This window comes from Bacillus yunxiaonensis, from assembly GCF_037104695.1.
Lineage (GTDB): Bacteria > Bacillota > Bacilli > Bacillales > Bacillaceae_G > Bacillus_A > Bacillus_A yunxiaonensis.
Genome location: NZ_JBAWSV010000003.1, coordinates 417572 through 433157 on the forward strand (window position 1 = coordinate 417572; position 15586 = coordinate 433157).

Below are 15586 nucleotides of genomic sequence, written 5' to 3' on the forward strand. Positions count from 1 at the left end.
TGCAATTGGTTATAGTAACAAAGGAACTATAATCAAGGAGGCTACATTAGTGGACAACAGTAGTAACTTTTTAGAGAAATTGCACGATACACAGGAAAAAGCTGAAAGAAATAAAAAGCGTCAAGGCAACGGGAACCCAGGCAAAAAAAAGCCAAATAAAACGCATAAATAATCACGAAAATTTCATGTAAAAAACACCTCCGTATTGAGGAGGTGTTTTTTCTTTGTTTTTAGTCTCTTTCCTCTTTTTCAACTTCATGTGCAGCGCTTAGTGTTTGCTTTTCTACTGCGAACATATAGCAAAACGAAAAGCGCGAGAACGAGTAATACAACTACTAGGATAAAAGCGTAACGGTGAATGGAATGGCCGATTAGATGCCAATCTTTCCCGAATACCATTCCTAATTTAATAAAAGTGAAACTCCATATGAGTGCTCCCGTGTAAGCGTAAAGGCAAAATTTTTGAAAACTCAAACGGGAAATACCAGTTAAATAGGCGGTAACATGCCGAACTCCCGGAATAAAGTAACCAAAAACCAATAAAGGTGGACCAATTTTTTGAAAGAGCTTTTGTGTTCGGGCAATTTTATTTTCTGTAATGTGCAGTTTGGGGCCAAATTTCTTTAAGAAGGGAAGTCCAAGTGTTTTTCCTAATATGTAACTAAGTGTAATCCCAACTGAAGAGCCAAACCAGGCAGTTAGTAAGGCAAGAGAAAATATCATCTTTTTTTGAAATATATAATACCCTACAAAGGTTAACAAAGTTTCATCGGGTATCGGTAATCCGATAATTCCTCCAACTAAAGCAATAATCAATCCAAAATATCCATAATGGGAAATGAAATAAGTTAAGTGCTGTTCTATTTGTAATCACCGTCCGTCTCATATGCATTAAGAATTACTATGTATTCTTCTTAGTTTCACCTAATTACATGTAATCATTACTATACGGATCATTTAATTTATAAGAAATAGCATGTATAAAAAAGCCCCGCAATTAAATACTAACCATATTAAATTTGCTATTTTCTTTATTATAATTTAAAAAGGGGCTGTAAACATGATTTTAAAACAACCGTATAAGTTGTGGATTGCCTTAGTGAGTGTGTTAATTATCGTTTCAAGCTTTGTTTTTCCACTTGGAAAGGCATTTGCACTAGTAATGGATCATACGAAGTATCAAATGGATTGGAGTTATAGTAAGTCTTTAAAGAAACCAATTCGAACTGAGCTTATTAAAACAGCAGATGGAAAAATTGCCTATTGTTTAAATGTGCATTTAAAATCACCAAGCGGTCAGGATTTACCTGAAATAGGAAAAGCAGATATTGGGGTATACCGTGTATTACTCAATGGATATCCGGTAAAAAGTCCGCAAGAGCTCGGTGTATCAACTTGGGAAGAAGCACATTATGCAACGCAGCTAGCTGTATGGAATGCGCTGAAGCAAATCGATATCAATGATTTAGATCATCGCAATAAAAATGTAGGAAAAGCAATGAGAGAAATTGTTACAAATGCGGAGAACAGCACAGAAGTGCAAGAGATTACGATGAATGTGACTCCAACAGAAAAGCAAACAGCAATGTTAAAAAATGATTTCTTTGAAACTGATTTGTATACAGTGGAAACAAATGCAACAAAAGGCACGTATCAAGTGCAAGCAACGAACGCACCTGAAGGCGTAAAGTTTGTGAATGAAAATGGCGAAGCAAAAACACAGTTTAACGTAGGAGAAAAATTCCGTGTTTTAATTCCAAAAGCAACAAAAACAGGGGAATTTAGTTTTAAAGTTGTTGCAAACCTTTCGAGGTTACAAGCTATTAAGTATAAAGGTACTCCTGCAATTCAGGATGCAACAGTTCTTGTAGAACGAGGAGAAGAGAAAACAAGTCCTGACTTGTTAGTAAATTGGAAAATGCCAGCACCTTCTAAAAATAAAAGATAATAACAAATCCCAACGTTTCGAGTTAGTGTGAACGTTGGGATTTTTAATTTCTAAAATTTTTTTTAAAACGACGGACATAAAATCACATGTCCTTTCGAATAATATAGAGAAAAGTTATAAACACAATATTTATATATAAAGAGGAGAATAGGAAAATGATACAAAAATATGAAGATATCGCTGAAGTATTAAAGGTATTAGCACATCCTGTGCGTTTATGCTTAGTAGAAACAATGCTTACAAAAGGCCCTACGAATGTAACAACAATGTATGAAAAATTGGGAATGCCTCAAAGTACAATTAGTCAACACTTATCTAAGTTGAAAGCTGCTAAAGTCGTTGCAGGCACTCGAAAAGGATTAGAAATTTATTATGAAGTAGTGGATGATCGTACAAAAACGATAGTAGCAAACCTTATTTAAATGAAATAGTACTTTTTTGACTCCGTGGAACTCACTACTTTTGTAAAAAACGTAAAGCCTCTAAAATAATTTTTTGAAGGTTCTAGATACAACACATTCCGATTGCTTTTTCATTCTAACGCTATTTTTTAACATTCTAATAGTTTATTGCAGGTCCTAAAATGTTTCTTAATAAAATATTAGGCTGTTAACCGAATAATAGAGAAAAGAAAACAAAAACCATAAAAAAGCGCAATTCTTTCTTGAAAGAATTGCGCTTTTTATGTGAATTATATTCACATGTCAGAAAATGTGACATGAATTATTTTTGTGTAAGCGTTTGCATTATTGAGTATTTACGAGGAAAATGGAGAATTATCGAGATACGTAGGTGTAGAGATTGTTATTTTGTCGTAAATTGTTGATTTTTGTTTAATTTTAGGATACAATTCAATTTATGTGAGAAAAAAGGGAGGGGCACAATATGATTGGTATTTTAGAAAAATTCGTTGGAGTGACGAATGATATTCTATGGACTTATGTTCTTATTGCGATGTTAATTGGCTTAGGCCTTTATTTTTCTTTTAAACTTAAATTTGTTCAAATTCGTCACCTAGGGGAAATGGTACGTTTAATGACAGATGGATTGACAGGAAAGACGCGTAAAAAAGGCAGCGTTTCTTCTTTCCAAGCTTTCTGTATGAGTTCTGCAGCCCGTATTGGGATCGGGAACTTAGCAGGGGTAGCACTAGCGATTTCTTTGGGAGGTCCAGGTGCAGTATTTTGGATGTGGTTAATTGCAATTATTGGAGCATCTTCAAGTTTTGTAGAGAGCACATTAGCGCAAATTTATAAAATAAAAGATGGCAGCGGGTTCCGCGGCGGTCCAGCTTATTATATGGAAAAAGGTTTAAATAAGCGTTGGATGGGAATTTTATTCTCAATCTTAATTACAATTAGTTATGGACTGATTTTCAACTCAGTACAAGCAAACACAGTTACACTTGCATTTAAGAATGCATTTGGTCTTGACCGTTATATAGTTGGAATTGCACTTGCTCTTTTAGTTGGAGTTATTATTTTTGGCGGTGTTAAGAGTATCGCACGTATGTCAGAACTGATTGTGCCACCAATGGCAATTGTATATATTGGAATTGCATTGTTTGTTGTTCTTAAAAACATCACATTGCTTCCTGATGTATTTACAGAAATCTTCATGAATGCATTTGGTTTAAAAGAAGCAGTGGGCGGCGGCGTTGGTGCTGCGATTATGATGGGAATTAAGCGTGGTTTATTTGCAAACGAAGCAGGTATGGGTAGTGCGCCGAACGCAGCGGCAACGGCGAACGTATCTCACCCTGCAAAACAAGGATATATTCAAACGATTGGTGTATTAGTTGATACGTTCTTAGTATGTACATCTACAGCATTTATCGTACTATGCTCTGGTGCTTACAAAACGCCAGGTTTAACAGGTATTGAATTAACACAAGTTGCGTTAAGTTCACAAGTCGGATCTTGGGCAAGTGGTTTCTTAGCGATTATTATCTTCTTATTTGCATTTAGTTCTCTACTAGGAAACTATTATTATGGTGAAACGAATATTGAGTTTATTAAAACAAGCAAAACTTGGTTAACGGTATATCGTTTCGCAGTAGTTGGAATGGTTATGTTCGGTTCTGTTGCAGCTGTACAAATTGTTTGGGATATGGCTGATTTATTTATGGGCTTCATGGTAATCACAAACTTAATTGCGATTGCGCTTCTTGGTAAGTTTGCATTTGCTGCACTTAAAGACTATGTGAAGCAGAAGAAACAAGGGAAAGATCCTGTATTCCATGCAAGCTCTATCCCTGGATTAAAGAATGCGGAATGCTGGGAAGATTCAGTTTCTGAAAAAGAAAAACAAGTAGGTTAGTAGTGCAAAAAGAACATAGAAGAACAGCTTCTATGTTCTTTTTTTGGCTATTTTTCCCTTAAAAAATATATTGCATTTCTGAAAGATAACGCTTACAATTTTCTTATGGATAGAACAAAATGATATCATTCTCATATTCCAAATGAACTATGTAGTATATAAATTTGCTTGATGCAAACGCTTACTAGTGTAGGTGGTAAATTGTTTTTAGAGGGACTTATTTTTTTAATCTGAATTGTCAGACGTCTATCGTTTAACGACTAATAGGGAATGATAGATAAGACGAAAAAAAATGGAGGATTCACATATGAAATTTGTTATGTTTCTTGTAGGATTAATTGCTGTATTTATCCTAGCGTTTCTTGTAAGTACTGATCGAAAAAAGATTAAATACAAGCCAATTGCTATTTTGCTTGTTATTCAATTAGGATTATCATATTTCTTACTAAATACACAAATTGGTTACATTTTAATTAAAGGGATTTCTGATGGATTTAGTACAATTTTAAAATTTGCGGACGCTGGAGTTAACTTTGTATTTGGTGGAATGGTAAATAAAGGAGAATTTACGTTTTTCCTTTCTGTATTACTTCCAATTATTTTCCTTGCGGTGTTAATTGGAATTCTGCAACATCTTAGAATTTTACCAGTCATTATTAAAGCAGTCGGATTCTTATTAAGTAAAGTAAATGGTTTAGGTAAATTAGAATCTTATAATGCAGTAGCAGCGGCAATTGTTGGCCAAGGGGAAGTTTTCATTACAGTAAAAGACCAACTAAGTAAGTTGCCAAAAAATCGTTTATATACACTATGTGCGTCTTCTATGTCGACAGTTTCCATGTCAATTGTTGGTTCTTACATGAAAATGCTTGACCCTAAGTATGTTGTAACAGCACTTGTTTTAAATTTATTTAGTGGATTCATTATCATTCATATTTTAAATCCTTACGATGTGAGTGAAGAGGAAGATATTCTAGAGTTACAAGAGGACAAGCACCAAACTTTCTTCGAAATGCTAGGCGAGTACATTATGTTAGGATTTTCAATTGCAGTTACAGTAGCAGCAATGTTAATCGGATTCATTGCATTGATGGCAGCAATTAACGGTCTATTCGATTCTATTTTCGGTATTACATTCCAAACAATCTTAGGATATGTGTTCTCACCATTAGCGTTTATCATGGGTATTCCAGCATCTGAGATGGTAACAGCTGGACAAATTATGGCAACAAAATTAGTAACAAACGAATTCGTTGCGATGCTTGATTTAGGAAAAGCAGCAGCTCATTTAACACCTCGTACAATTGGTATTTTATCTGTATTCCTTGTATCATTTGCGAACTTCTCATCTATCGGAATTATCGCAGGTGCAACGAAGAGTATCGATCAAAAACAAGCGAATGTTGTATCTTCTTTCGGATTAAAACTTGTATATGGTGCAACATTAGTAAGTGTGTTATCAGCAATTATCGTTGGGGTAATGCTATAAAATAAGAAAAGCAATGAGCAGCGGGCTCATTGCTTTTTTTGTTGCGTGCCCAGCTAAGCTGGGCACACCTACTAATGAAAGTCCAGTCTAGGTAAGAACCAAGTCGCCTAGTAGCTGACAGGCAATGGGGGGAGAAATTCTAAGATTGAAGCCCTGTGACAAAGTAACTTCTTACTAGAAGTGCGAGCGAATTAGCAGACCGTAACATAAAGTGAAACTTTAATCAGTGGGGGTTTTCTTCATCCCCCACTGATTATCAGCCCTCACCAATCGGGCTTTTACGGGCAGTTTATCTCCCACCTAACTTCTTAAAGAAAAGCGGAAGCGGCTCGCTCAAAATCGCAGGACGTTGGAGTTCAAGGCAGAGAGGCGCTTTTTGCCTCGTCCGAGGGTGCGAAACGACCGGAGATTCTAGCCGCTAGAGCTGGACAATGCTTTCACCGAATTTTGAGGTGGGAGTGTTACTGCCCGTTACTGCGGGATAAAGTGAATCTTGCCGCCTCGTCAAGAGCACCCAAGCAATAGGAGAAGTCGAAATTAGTGAATACGTGGGACGGAAAAGAGGGATTTGATTTTCTTGGATTTCATCATCGGAAATTTCCAAAACATGTGAAAGACGGGAAGAGAGTGTATATCATGACACACGTACCGAGTAAGAAAGCCATGAAGAACATGCAAAAGAAAGAGGAGTACATAGATTATTTACAATACACAAAATCGTAACAAATTAGACAGTATATTCAGAAATCTTGAGAGGTGTATGTCACTTTCTTGTCGAATAAGTTATGTAGAGAATTTTGATCAAATAAAAACCCGAATCATAGATAAACATGATTCGGGCTATCATTCAGATTAATAAGCTAAGCTGAATAGACCTTTAATGTGTGATAAGTAACGAACGTTACTTGCTTCTTTCATTAATGATGCTGGTAAGCCTTTAAGTGGAGTTGAGCTTGCTCCGATTGTAGCAACAGCATCTTTACGTCCTAGACTTGCAAGTGTTCCAGAGTTTACTGGTGCGAACTCTTCGAATGCTTTGCCTTCTAGTGCTGCGTATAAGTTGTATCCAATTAACTCACCCATTTGCCAAGCGATTTGTGCAGTTGGTGGGTATGGACGCCCGTCTGGAGCGAAGACAACAGCGCTGTCTCCAGCAACGAATACGTTTTTGTGAGAAGTAGATTGTAGGTATGCATCAACTGTTGCACGACCACGGTTTACTTCAAGACCTGATTCACCGATTAATGGGTTACCTTGTACGCCGCCTGTCCAAACGAATGTGTTAGCAACGATTTTTTGACCGTCTTTTAAGTCGATTTCATTGCCAGCAACGTTTGTTACAGGAAGACCTGTTAAGAATTGAACGCCGCGTGCTTCTAAGCTAGTAGTTGCACGTTCAATTAAATGGTCAGGTAATACTGGAAGGATTTTTGGACCTGCTTCAACAAGAAGAAGTTTAACTTCTTTTGGATTTACGCCGTGGCTTTTTGCAAGTTTAGGCATAATGTCAGCAAGTTCACCAACTAGCTCAACGCCAGTTAATCCGCCGCCGCCAATTAAGATTGTAGCATCAGCTTCGTTTTTCGTTTTAGCGTATTCACGAATACGGTCTTCAACGTGTTTGTAGATTTTGTTTGCATCAGCAGCAGATTTTAATACCATGCTGTTTTCTTCTAGTCCTGGAATACCGAAGTAAGCAGTTTTACTTCCTAAAGCAACTACAAGTGCATCGTAAGATAAAGTAGTGCCACCAGCTAGTTTAATTTCTTTGCTATCAACTGAGAATGACTCAACTGTTGCAATTTTAAGATCGATGTCTTTACCTTTGAAAAGTTTTTCAAGTGGCATCGCAATTGCTTGCTCAGAAACGTTACCTGCTGCAAGGCGGTGTAGTTCCGTAATAATTTGATGTGTTGGATATTGGTTGATAACTGTAACTTGTGCTTCTGATTTGCTGTAATGTTTACGTACATTTAAAGCTGCAAGAAGTCCGCCATAACCAGCACCTAAGATGACAATTTGTTTTGACATAGTATGATATCCCCCGTCTTTACTAATTCTTGTGTAAGAAAGAATTATTTATGATTGCGTTCTGCAGTAATTTGAAGATAAGCGCTTACAAAGCGGAACATTTTTTGTGCTTGCGGATCTTTTAGCATTTTTAAAAGGCCAAAAAGACCGATAACTTCGTTACTTTCTTCAGCGCGATCTTTCGCTTCGATAGCAGTTGCAGCAATGGTTTTCACTGTATCTTTTACAGGTTCTGCAAGTTCTTGGATTGCTCCAACAGTATCATTTTTTAATACTTCATCAGTAGCGACTGCTTGAGCGAAATCATAAGACTTTGTTAAAATGTTAACGAGCTCAGTTAATTTTGGAAGTTGATCTACTAATGTAGTTAAAGACTCTTGAACTTCAGGCTTTAATAGCTGATCAAGTACATCAAGCTGTCCTTGGCTAGCAGAAATTTGTAATGATTCTTGTTCAGGCTTTGTTTGAGTGATTGTTTCTGGCATCTCCAATTCTCCTTTACGATAGCAATATTTCTTAAATTTTTGGGAATGAAAGAAGATTCCCCATTATAGGTAAGATTTCTTCGTCCGTAACAACTCGAGGAAACTTGTAAAACTTTACACAAAGATTTAGGGCAAGATGCTCTTAAAGTTACTATTGCCGGTGAATATGTCTTTTCAAACCGTTGCAACATTCGAATGAACTATAAGTAATCACCGAATCTGAAATAGTAAATTTTAAAAAGCTAGTTGCGTCCTCTAGCTTATGGACTTGTCCAGTAAAAGACTTTGTCTACCAACTGAGTATATTATATACTACAATACACCTATGTTAACATAAAAATGCTTATTAGGCATTCGATTTTAATGAGTATAATCTACGAACTTACGGGGCGTTATATCTGTTGTCTCATTCTAATTTTACAATATAAGAAGCATAAATTGACGAAAGCGGTTGATTTATGCTTTTTTTGTTTGCGTGCCCAGCTAGGCTGGAACAGAAAAGAGATGGCAAAGCCATCTCTAAGACATCTGTTTCAGTTTTCTACTCTACTACTCAGCTGGTGGAGTAAACGTGCGTTTTTCTAATTCAGCATCTAACATAAATAATGCGTTTGAATCATTTGTAATACGCTTTAATTTTTGAATGATGCTATCGAAAGACGCTTCTTCTTCTACTTGCTCATCAACGAACCATTTTAAGAAGGTGATGGTAGCATGTTCGCGCTCATCCCATGCAATATCAGATAAGTTATAAATACGTTTTGTAACCTCACGTTCATGCTCGAGGGCGATTTCAAAAGCAGATAAAATCGATTCGTATTCGTTATTTGGATGATCAAATCCAGTAATGATTGCACGCTCACCGCGATCATTAATATAATTGTACAGCTTCATAGCATGGAAACGCTCTTCCTCTGCTTGTACAAGAAAGAAGTTAGCAAATCCATCGTAGCTTTCTGATGTACAATATGCCGCCATTGCCATATATACATGGGCGGAGTAAAATTCAAAGTTCATTTGATCATTTAGTGCTTCACGTAATTTTGGAGATAACATAAAAAAAGACCCCTTTCATATTATTATAATATAATCATAACATAATTGAAAATAATTCTCACTTGTTATTCGAATCGCTTGGAGAGTTTCTTAACATGCGTTTCCATAATGTCTTGTAAATCTAAATTATATTTTTGCGCTAAAATAATAAGATTTCCTAACACATCTCCAATTTCTTCTTTTAATTCAATTGTTAATTCTTCTTCGCTCTTTTTTTGTTCATCTGGACGATTACGGCCAATTTCAATAGCACGCACAACGCGAGAAACTTCTCCCACTTCCTCCGCTAAAAAATTAACGCGAATAAAGGAATTATATTGTGCCCATCCTCGCTCATGATAAAATTGTTCCACCCAGCTTTGAAATTCATTCGTATTCATCCTTTTCCCATCCTCCCAATATGTAGTATGATTAAATTGTAGCATAACAATATGTAGTTTTGGGGTGGAGTAATGAAACGTATTTGTGTATTTGCAGGATCGAATGTTGGAGAGCGTCCAGAGTTTCAAGCAGAAGCTCGGCAGCTTGGGGAAATACTAGTTCAAAATAATATAGAGCTTGTATATGGAGGCTCTTGTGTTGGATTAATGGGAGAAGTAGCAAATCAAGTATTAGAGCTAGGCGGCCGTGTAACGGGTGTTATGCCTCGTGGATTATTTAGAGGGGAAATTGTTCACCAAGGCTTAACAGAACTAATCGAAGTGGAAACAATGCATGAGAGAAAAGCAAAAATGAGTGAACTTGCTGATGCATTTATTGCACTTCCAGGCGGTTATGGAACGTTTGAAGAACTGTTTGAAGTGGTATGTTGGTCGCAAATTGGGATTCATGAAAAGCCTGTTGGATTGTTAAATATTGCAGAATTCTACACACCGTTATTACAAATGGTGGACCGTGCAGCAGAGGAAGGGTTTATGAACCCATCGAATAAAGAATTACTTGTATCTGCAAAAACGGCTAATGAGTTGGTTCCTAAAATGAAAGAGTACAAACGACCAGTGATGGGAAATAAGTGGAAGCAGTTAACATAAAGTGAAACTTCCATCAGTGGGGGGCTTTATCCCCACTGATGGTTAGTTGAACCAATCGGGCTTTTACGGGCAGTTATCTCCCGCCTATCTTCTTTGCTTTTCTCTAAATCTTGAGGTGGGGGTCTTACTGCCCATTAATGCGGGATAAAGTGAAACTTTTTACTACCCACAAATAGCGGAATAAATAAAAAACCGAGCGGAATTGTCCCGCTCGATTTTTTAGCGTAATAGTTGTCGAATGTCGTCGAGATATCGTGTCGAATCGTCGATATATTAGAAAAAGCGCCGATATATCAGCGCTGCTTTCGTTTTTCTTATTGTCCAGCTCCGCCTCCTAGCCCCTGATGTCTAAGAACCTTCCACACGAGAAGATAAAAAGCATCTTCTGTGTGAAAGAACCTTAGCCAACGGGGCTAAACAGTCGGCTCCGCTTTTCTTATTGTCTAGCTCCAGCGGCTAGAACAGTTGGTCGTTTCGCGCCTTCCTACGAGGCAAAAAGCGCCTTTATGTCAGGAGCTCCAACGTCCGCCTGTTCGGAGCGAGCCGCTTCCGCTTTTCTTATTGATTCAAGAATGCGCGTAACATCCATGCGTGTTTTTCAAGTTCTGTGTAGATGCCAAGTAGTAGATCAGATGTCGTTTCATCGTCTGCATCTTGTGCGATTGCCATACCTTTTTTCAGTTCAACAAGCATTACTTCATAGTCTTTCATAATTGCTTCAACCATTCCTTCTGCAGTTTCGCCGTAAGCTGCTTCTTGAACAGAAGATAGTTCTAAGTATTCTTTCATTGTTGCTACTGGTTTGCCGCCGATTGCTAAAATACGTTCTGCAATTTCATCGATGTGCGTAGCTGCTTCTGTATACAATTGTTCGAATTTCTCATGTAATGTAAAGAATTGAGGTCCTGTTACGTACCAGTGGTAGTTGTGTAATTTTGTAAATAAAACGTTCCAGTTTGCTACTTGTTTGTTTAATACTTCAATAACTTGTGTATTCATACTATCAATCTCCTTCACGTTTTTTTATTTTGTATCAATTACTAATTTATAATTATTATAATCTAATGACGGGTATGAAATCAAGCCTTTTTGCATATATAATTTTTAAACATTTTGTGACGAAGCGGTATGTTTAAAACAGGGGATAATGTGACATATAGATAAAAGAGAATAAATAGAAAGGGGAATGAAGATGCAGCTCCTATTTCAAAAGGTATATCAACAAGCTGGGAACTGGTATGTACTTGATGACGATTTTCCATGGGATATTACTCAAGTACAGAGGGATGTGTTCTCATTAATTGAACGGCGTGAGGTACCTGTATTTTTCTGTGATACATGTGAAGCAAATGATGTGTTAGTACAATTAGGAGAAGAGGAAGAAGAATTTTTATTTCCATTGAATGGATTTTATCATAAAGAAAAACGTTTAATTTTCGTTTGTATGTGGGAGAAGTATGAGCAATTATTAGAAACGTTGTTGCATGAGTTTCGGCATGATATGCAGCATGAACGAAAGTTATTGTATGTCGGTAATGAAATGTATGAACAGCGGTGGATTGAGAAGGACGCAAGAGTGTTTGCGAAGAGAAAGATGAGAGAATTTATGAGAAGGCGTGCAAACTAAAACATATTGAGCACGGCTCTATGTTTTAGTTTATACTTACAAAAAGAAAGTAGTTGACATTTTTAAAGTTTAGTTCTAAACTGTTTTTACAGAGCTTAGTGAGGTGATGGAATGAAAACAGATGAACGACTTGGTTTATTAGTATGGTTTCGTTTATCACGCTTTTACAACCAGAGTATTAGAGAAACGAATCAACATTTAAAAAAGTGGGATTTGTCTGCTGCGCAATTTGATGTATTAGTACAAGTTGGGGCAGGGGATCGTTTAACGCAACAAGAATTAGGACGAAAGCTTTTTGTTACAAAAGGAAATATTACGCAGCTTTTAAGTAAAATGGAGCAACTTGGTTTAATTCAAAGAGAGCAAGAAGGAAAAACGAAGTATCTTTCTTTAACAGAGAAAGGTAAAGCACTGTATGAAGAAGTTGTTCCGCCTCAAGAAAGATTTCAAGCAGCGCAATTTTGCAAGTTGGACCGAGAGGAACAGAAACAGCTGTTAGCATTACTTCGTAAATTACAATCATAAAAATTTTTTAATAAATATCTCGAATTCGAGATAATATGAGGTGAAGGATATGTTTAAAAAAATTGATCATAAACAAATGGGAAGAGCAAATCACGGTTGGTTAAATACACATTTTCATTTTTCATTTGCAGATTACTACAATCCAAATAATATGAGATTTGGTGCGCTTCGTGTAATTAATGATGATTTAGTGGCAGCACAAACAGGATTCGATATGCATCCACACCGCGATATGGAGATTATTTCTTATGTAGTGGACGGAGCATTAACACACCAAGATAGTATGACAAACCGCGGGACAATTGAGCGCGGTCATGTGCAATACATGAGCGCTGGAACAGGTGTTTTCCATAGTGAGCACAACTTAGGAGATGAAACATTACGTCTTCTGCAAATTTGGATTTTACCAGACCGCACTGGTCATACGCCAAATTACGGTGAGTTTAAATTTGATTGGAATAAACGTGAGAATACATGGTTCCATATGGTTTCACCAATTGATGGCGGTGCACCGATTGAAATTCATCAAGATGCAAATCTGTACTCTCTTGCTTTAGAAAAAGGAAAAGAGATTACATTCTCAGTTAGTGAAGGACGTCAAGCTTATTTAGTTCAAATTGAAGGAAGCGGCGTTGTGAATGGTGAAACATTAGTGATGAGAGATGCAGCAGAAGCCATTGAAGAAGATATCCATATTCAAGCAGCAGAAACAGCTCATTACTTAGTAATTGAGATGAAGAAACAATAATAGAGTAAAACTTCCGTCAGTGGGAGTCTTACTTCCCATCAATGAAAAATATGACATGAGTAGCGTCTACAAATAGCGCTGCTCTTTTTTGTATGAATTTTCTGTCGAAATTTTCTAAAAATTTTACAGAAGGGTATTACTATTTTCTCTAGAATTGTATAAAAGTGTCAAAATTATTAGGGGTGGGGAGTGTTGTTTTTGAAAAAGAAGGTTTTATCTTCAACGTTGGCATTGTCTTTAGCTTTAGGAGCATTTGCGACATTAGGTACGTCACGTACATATGCAGCAGAGCAAAAAGTTCAATACAATCAAGAATTCCAGACACCATCTTATATTGGGGAAGAGTGGAAAGCACCGGAAGGATTAGATAAAAAAGAAACGGTGTTTGAGTACTTAAAGAGTAAGAAAGACATGTTTAAATTAGCAGGAAATATGGAGAAACATTTTGAAGTCGTTGGTGAAGAAAAAGATACACAGACAGAAACGACACATGTGAAGCTTATTGAAAAATATAATGGTGTTCCTGTATATGGCTCTGATCAAACAGTAGCACTTGATAAAGATAATAATGTGAAAGCATTTTTCGGACAAGTTATCCCGAATTTAGAAAATAAAAATATCCCAGCAACTGCAAGTATTTCAGAAGATGAGGCTGTAAATATTGCAAAGGCTGGTATTGAGAAAGAAATTGGAAAAGTAGACAACTATGATGGTATTAAGAAAGATTTATATGTATATGAAAAAGATGGGCAATATTATCTTTCCTATCTTGTAAAAGCATCTATTTCAAAGCCGGCACCAGGCTACTGGCATTATTTCGTTGATGCGACAAACGGTAATGTGATTGAAAAATATAATGCAGTTGATCATATGGCTGGATTTGGATATGGTGTAGCGGGAAATCGAACAATGTTTGAAATGACACAGGACTCAAAAACTGGAGCTTTTTATTTATTCGATGGAACACGTGGAAAAGGTGTTCATACATTTGATGCAGAAAATATGGATGAAAATTGGTTCAACTTATTCTCACAATGGCTTGGATATACCGGTGAGGAAATAGAAAGTAAAAATAAATTCTTCGAGGATAAAGCAGCTGTTGATGCGCACGCTAATGCTGAGAAAGTATACGATTATTATAAGAAAACATTCAATCGTAATTCCTTTGATAACAACGGAGCGAAGTTAATTTCTACTGTTCACGTAGGGAATAAATGGAATAATGCAGCGTGGAACGGTGTCCAAATGATGTATGGAGACGGTGATGGAAAAACGTTTATTCCGTTCTCAGCAGGACTTGATGTTATTGCGCATGAGCTGACTCATGCAGTAACAGAATACTCCGCAGATCTAGTGTATAAAAACGAACCTGGTGCATTAAATGAATCGTTATCTGATATTATGGGCGCAATGGTCGACCGTGATGATTGGAATATGGGAGAAGACATTTATGCACCAGATAAACGAGGAACTGTACTGCGTTCGTTAAGTGATCCAGCTTCTATTCCAAATCCATTAAAGCCAAAGGAAGGCTATCCAGATCATTATAGCAAGCGCTACACAGGAACAGTTGATAACGGTGGTGTTCATATTAACAGCAGTATTAACAACAAAGCTGCATATCTAGTATCTGAAGGCGGTACGCATTATGGTGTTACTGTAAAAGGTGTAGGCCGCGCAGCAACAGAGAAAATTTATTACCGTGCTCTTACAAAATATTTAACTGCAAACTCAAACTTTAGCATGATGCGCCAAGCTGCTATTCAAGCGGCTACAGATTTATATGGTAAAAACTCTGATGCGGTATATGCTGTAACAAAAGCGTATGATGCAGTAGGTGTAAAATAAGAAAAGAAAAAAGCATGATCGTATTACGATCATGCTTTTTTCTTTAATCGCGAATTCCTAGTGCGATTTTTGCCATGCGTGACATACGTTCTTTGGACCAAGGTGGGTTCCAAACAACATTCACTTCTATTTCATTTACCTCTGGTACATTTGTTGATAATACCTTTTTGACATCAGATACAATTTGTCCAGCCATTGGACAACCGATAGAAGTCATTGTCATTGTAATGACGGCATTATTTTGTTCGTCGGTTGTAACGTCATATACTAGCCCAAGGTTTATAATATCTACGCCAAGCTCAGGGTCAATGACAGCTTCTAAATTGGCATATACTTTATCCTCTAAAGTTTGAGACATACTAACACCTCTATTTATGATTGATATTTATTCTCATTATACAAGATAGGAAGAGAAGATGCAGTGATTGAGCTCACAGCATTTTTTTCTAGATTAGAAAAGCATTCCTTTTGATGAGGAA

Annotated in this window: 18 protein-coding genes; 11 read left to right on the plus strand and 7 right to left on the minus strand. The window is 36.8% G+C overall.

Features of this window, described 5'->3' with window-relative positions:
- The first annotated feature begins 49 nt into the window (after positions 1-49).
- Positions 50-172, plus strand: coding sequence for a DUF4023 domain-containing protein (locus WAX78_RS11385; RefSeq protein WP_230574650.1), 123 nt, complete (start codon positions 50-52; stop codon positions 170-172).
- Positions 173-255: 83 nt separating this feature from the next.
- On the opposite strand, the gene WAX78_RS11390 is transcribed toward WAX78_RS11385, so the two are convergent.
- A complete protein-coding gene (locus WAX78_RS11390; protein ID WP_336482521.1) occupies positions 256-864 on the minus strand; it encodes a DedA family protein in 609 nt (202 codons plus the stop codon).
- A gap of 196 nt (positions 865-1060) precedes the next feature.
- Here WAX78_RS11390 and WAX78_RS11395 point away from each other — a divergent pair, with 196 nt between their 5' ends.
- The 5 genes from WAX78_RS11395 (at position 1061) to WAX78_RS11415 (ending at position 6479) form a co-directional block, all read left to right on the plus strand.
- On the plus strand, positions 1061-1948 hold the full coding sequence (locus WAX78_RS11395) for a thioester domain-containing protein (protein ID WP_336482378.1): 888 nt from the start codon (positions 1061-1063) through the stop codon (positions 1946-1948).
- A 155-nt stretch (positions 1949-2103) separates the two neighbouring features.
- Positions 2104-2370 (plus strand): ArsR/SmtB family transcription factor, encoded by a 267-nt coding sequence (locus tag WAX78_RS11400; RefSeq protein WP_336482379.1) that lies wholly within the window; start codon positions 2104-2106, stop codon positions 2368-2370.
- A gap of 466 nt (positions 2371-2836) precedes the next feature.
- On the plus strand, positions 2837-4267 hold the full coding sequence (locus WAX78_RS11405; protein WP_336482522.1) for an alanine/glycine:cation symporter family protein: 1431 nt from the start codon (positions 2837-2839) through the stop codon (positions 4265-4267).
- A 307-nt stretch (positions 4268-4574) separates the two neighbouring features.
- Positions 4575-5756, plus strand: a complete 1182-nt coding sequence (locus WAX78_RS11410) for a NupC/NupG family nucleoside CNT transporter (RefSeq protein ID WP_336482380.1) — start codon at positions 4575-4577, stop codon at positions 5754-5756.
- Positions 5757-6296: 540 nt separating this feature from the next.
- A complete protein-coding gene (locus tag WAX78_RS11415; protein ID WP_336482381.1) occupies positions 6297-6479 on the plus strand; it encodes a hypothetical protein in 183 nt (60 codons plus the stop codon).
- Positions 6480-6608: 129 nt separating this feature from the next.
- On the opposite strand, the gene WAX78_RS11420 is transcribed toward WAX78_RS11415, so the two are convergent.
- The 4 genes from WAX78_RS11420 to WAX78_RS11435 all read right to left on the minus strand — a co-directional run bounded on the left by WAX78_RS11420 (position 6609) and on the right by WAX78_RS11435 (position 9708).
- Positions 6609-7787, minus strand: a complete 1179-nt coding sequence (locus WAX78_RS11420; protein WP_336482382.1) for an NAD(P)/FAD-dependent oxidoreductase — start codon at positions 7785-7787, stop codon at positions 6609-6611.
- Between the two features lie 44 nt (positions 7788-7831).
- Entirely contained in the window at positions 7832-8272 is a 441-nt protein-coding gene (locus WAX78_RS11425; RefSeq protein ID WP_154711269.1) for a DUF1641 domain-containing protein, read from the minus strand.
- A 549-nt stretch (positions 8273-8821) separates the two neighbouring features.
- The gene (locus tag WAX78_RS11430; RefSeq protein ID WP_336482383.1) at positions 8822-9328 is read right to left on the minus strand and encodes a ferritin; all 507 of its coding nucleotides are present in this window, start codon (positions 9326-9328) and stop codon (positions 8822-8824) included.
- 65 nt (positions 9329-9393) lie between these two features.
- Positions 9394-9708, minus strand: a complete 315-nt coding sequence (locus WAX78_RS11435) for a MazG-like family protein (protein WP_336482384.1) — start codon at positions 9706-9708, stop codon at positions 9394-9396.
- A gap of 72 nt (positions 9709-9780) precedes the next feature.
- On the opposite strand from WAX78_RS11435, the gene WAX78_RS11440 reads away from it, so the two are divergent.
- Positions 9781-10359: an LOG family protein gene (locus WAX78_RS11440; RefSeq protein WP_154711272.1), complete on the plus strand. Its 579-nt coding sequence runs from the start codon at positions 9781-9783 to the stop codon at positions 10357-10359.
- A 558-nt stretch (positions 10360-10917) separates the two neighbouring features.
- Here WAX78_RS11440 and WAX78_RS11445 read toward each other — a convergent pair.
- Entirely contained in the window at positions 10918-11358 is a 441-nt protein-coding gene (locus tag WAX78_RS11445; protein ID WP_336482385.1) for a Dps family protein, read from the minus strand.
- Between the two features lie 193 nt (positions 11359-11551).
- On the opposite strand from WAX78_RS11445, the gene WAX78_RS11450 reads away from it, so the two are divergent.
- The 4 genes from WAX78_RS11450 to WAX78_RS11465 all read left to right on the plus strand — a co-directional run bounded on the left by WAX78_RS11450 (position 11552) and on the right by WAX78_RS11465 (position 15107).
- Positions 11552-11986 carry a DUF3920 family protein gene (locus WAX78_RS11450; RefSeq protein WP_336482386.1) on the plus strand — a complete coding sequence of 145 codons (435 nt, stop codon included), beginning with the start codon at positions 11552-11554 and terminating at the stop codon, positions 11984-11986.
- A gap of 111 nt (positions 11987-12097) precedes the next feature.
- The gene (locus tag WAX78_RS11455; protein WP_336482387.1) at positions 12098-12511 is read left to right on the plus strand and encodes a MarR family winged helix-turn-helix transcriptional regulator; all 414 of its coding nucleotides are present in this window, start codon (positions 12098-12100) and stop codon (positions 12509-12511) included.
- A gap of 49 nt (positions 12512-12560) precedes the next feature.
- Entirely contained in the window at positions 12561-13259 is a 699-nt protein-coding gene (locus WAX78_RS11460; RefSeq protein WP_336482388.1) for a pirin family protein, read from the plus strand.
- Positions 13260-13457: 198 nt separating this feature from the next.
- Entirely contained in the window at positions 13458-15107 is a 1650-nt protein-coding gene (locus WAX78_RS11465) for a M4 family metallopeptidase (RefSeq protein ID WP_336482389.1), read from the plus strand.
- Between the two features lie 43 nt (positions 15108-15150).
- On the opposite strand, the gene WAX78_RS11470 is transcribed toward WAX78_RS11465, so the two are convergent.
- Positions 15151-15465 (minus strand): metal-sulfur cluster assembly factor, encoded by a 315-nt coding sequence (locus WAX78_RS11470; protein ID WP_098308904.1) that lies wholly within the window; start codon positions 15463-15465, stop codon positions 15151-15153.
- Positions 15466-15586: the final 121 nt, after the last annotated feature.

What these genes read in the sequence shown, in the direction of transcription:
- WAX78_RS11470 (WP_098308904.1), bottom strand. Translation starts at nt 15,465, where the DNA reads ATGTCTCAAACTTTAGAGGATAAAGTATATGCCAATTTAGAAGCTGTC.
- WAX78_RS11445 (WP_336482385.1), bottom strand. Translation starts at nt 11,358, where the DNA reads ATGAATACACAAGTTATTGAAGTATTAAACAAACAAGTAGCAAACTGG.
- WAX78_RS11425 (WP_154711269.1), bottom strand. Translation starts at nt 8,272, where the DNA reads ATGCCAGAAACAATCACTCAAACAAAGCCTGAACAAGAATCATTACAA.
- WAX78_RS11455 (WP_336482387.1), top strand. Translation starts at nt 12,098, where the DNA reads ATGAAAACAGATGAACGACTTGGTTTATTAGTATGGTTTCGTTTATCA.
- WAX78_RS11395 (WP_336482378.1), top strand. Translation starts at nt 1,061, where the DNA reads ATGATTTTAAAACAACCGTATAAGTTGTGGATTGCCTTAGTGAGTGTG.
- WAX78_RS11420 (WP_336482382.1), bottom strand. Translation starts at nt 7,787, where the DNA reads ATGTCAAAACAAATTGTCATCTTAGGTGCTGGTTATGGCGGACTTCTT.
- WAX78_RS11435 (WP_336482384.1), bottom strand. Translation starts at nt 9,708, where the DNA reads ATGAATACGAATGAATTTCAAAGCTGGGTGGAACAATTTTATCATGAG.
- WAX78_RS11410 (WP_336482380.1), top strand. Translation starts at nt 4,575, where the DNA reads ATGAAATTTGTTATGTTTCTTGTAGGATTAATTGCTGTATTTATCCTA.
- WAX78_RS11440 (WP_154711272.1), top strand. Translation starts at nt 9,781, where the DNA reads ATGAAACGTATTTGTGTATTTGCAGGATCGAATGTTGGAGAGCGTCCA.
- WAX78_RS11430 (WP_336482383.1), bottom strand. Translation starts at nt 9,328, where the DNA reads ATGTTATCTCCAAAATTACGTGAAGCACTAAATGATCAAATGAACTTT.
- WAX78_RS11450 (WP_336482386.1), top strand. Translation starts at nt 11,552, where the DNA reads ATGCAGCTCCTATTTCAAAAGGTATATCAACAAGCTGGGAACTGGTAT.
- WAX78_RS11400 (WP_336482379.1), top strand. Translation starts at nt 2,104, where the DNA reads ATGATACAAAAATATGAAGATATCGCTGAAGTATTAAAGGTATTAGCA.
- WAX78_RS11460 (WP_336482388.1), top strand. Translation starts at nt 12,561, where the DNA reads ATGTTTAAAAAAATTGATCATAAACAAATGGGAAGAGCAAATCACGGT.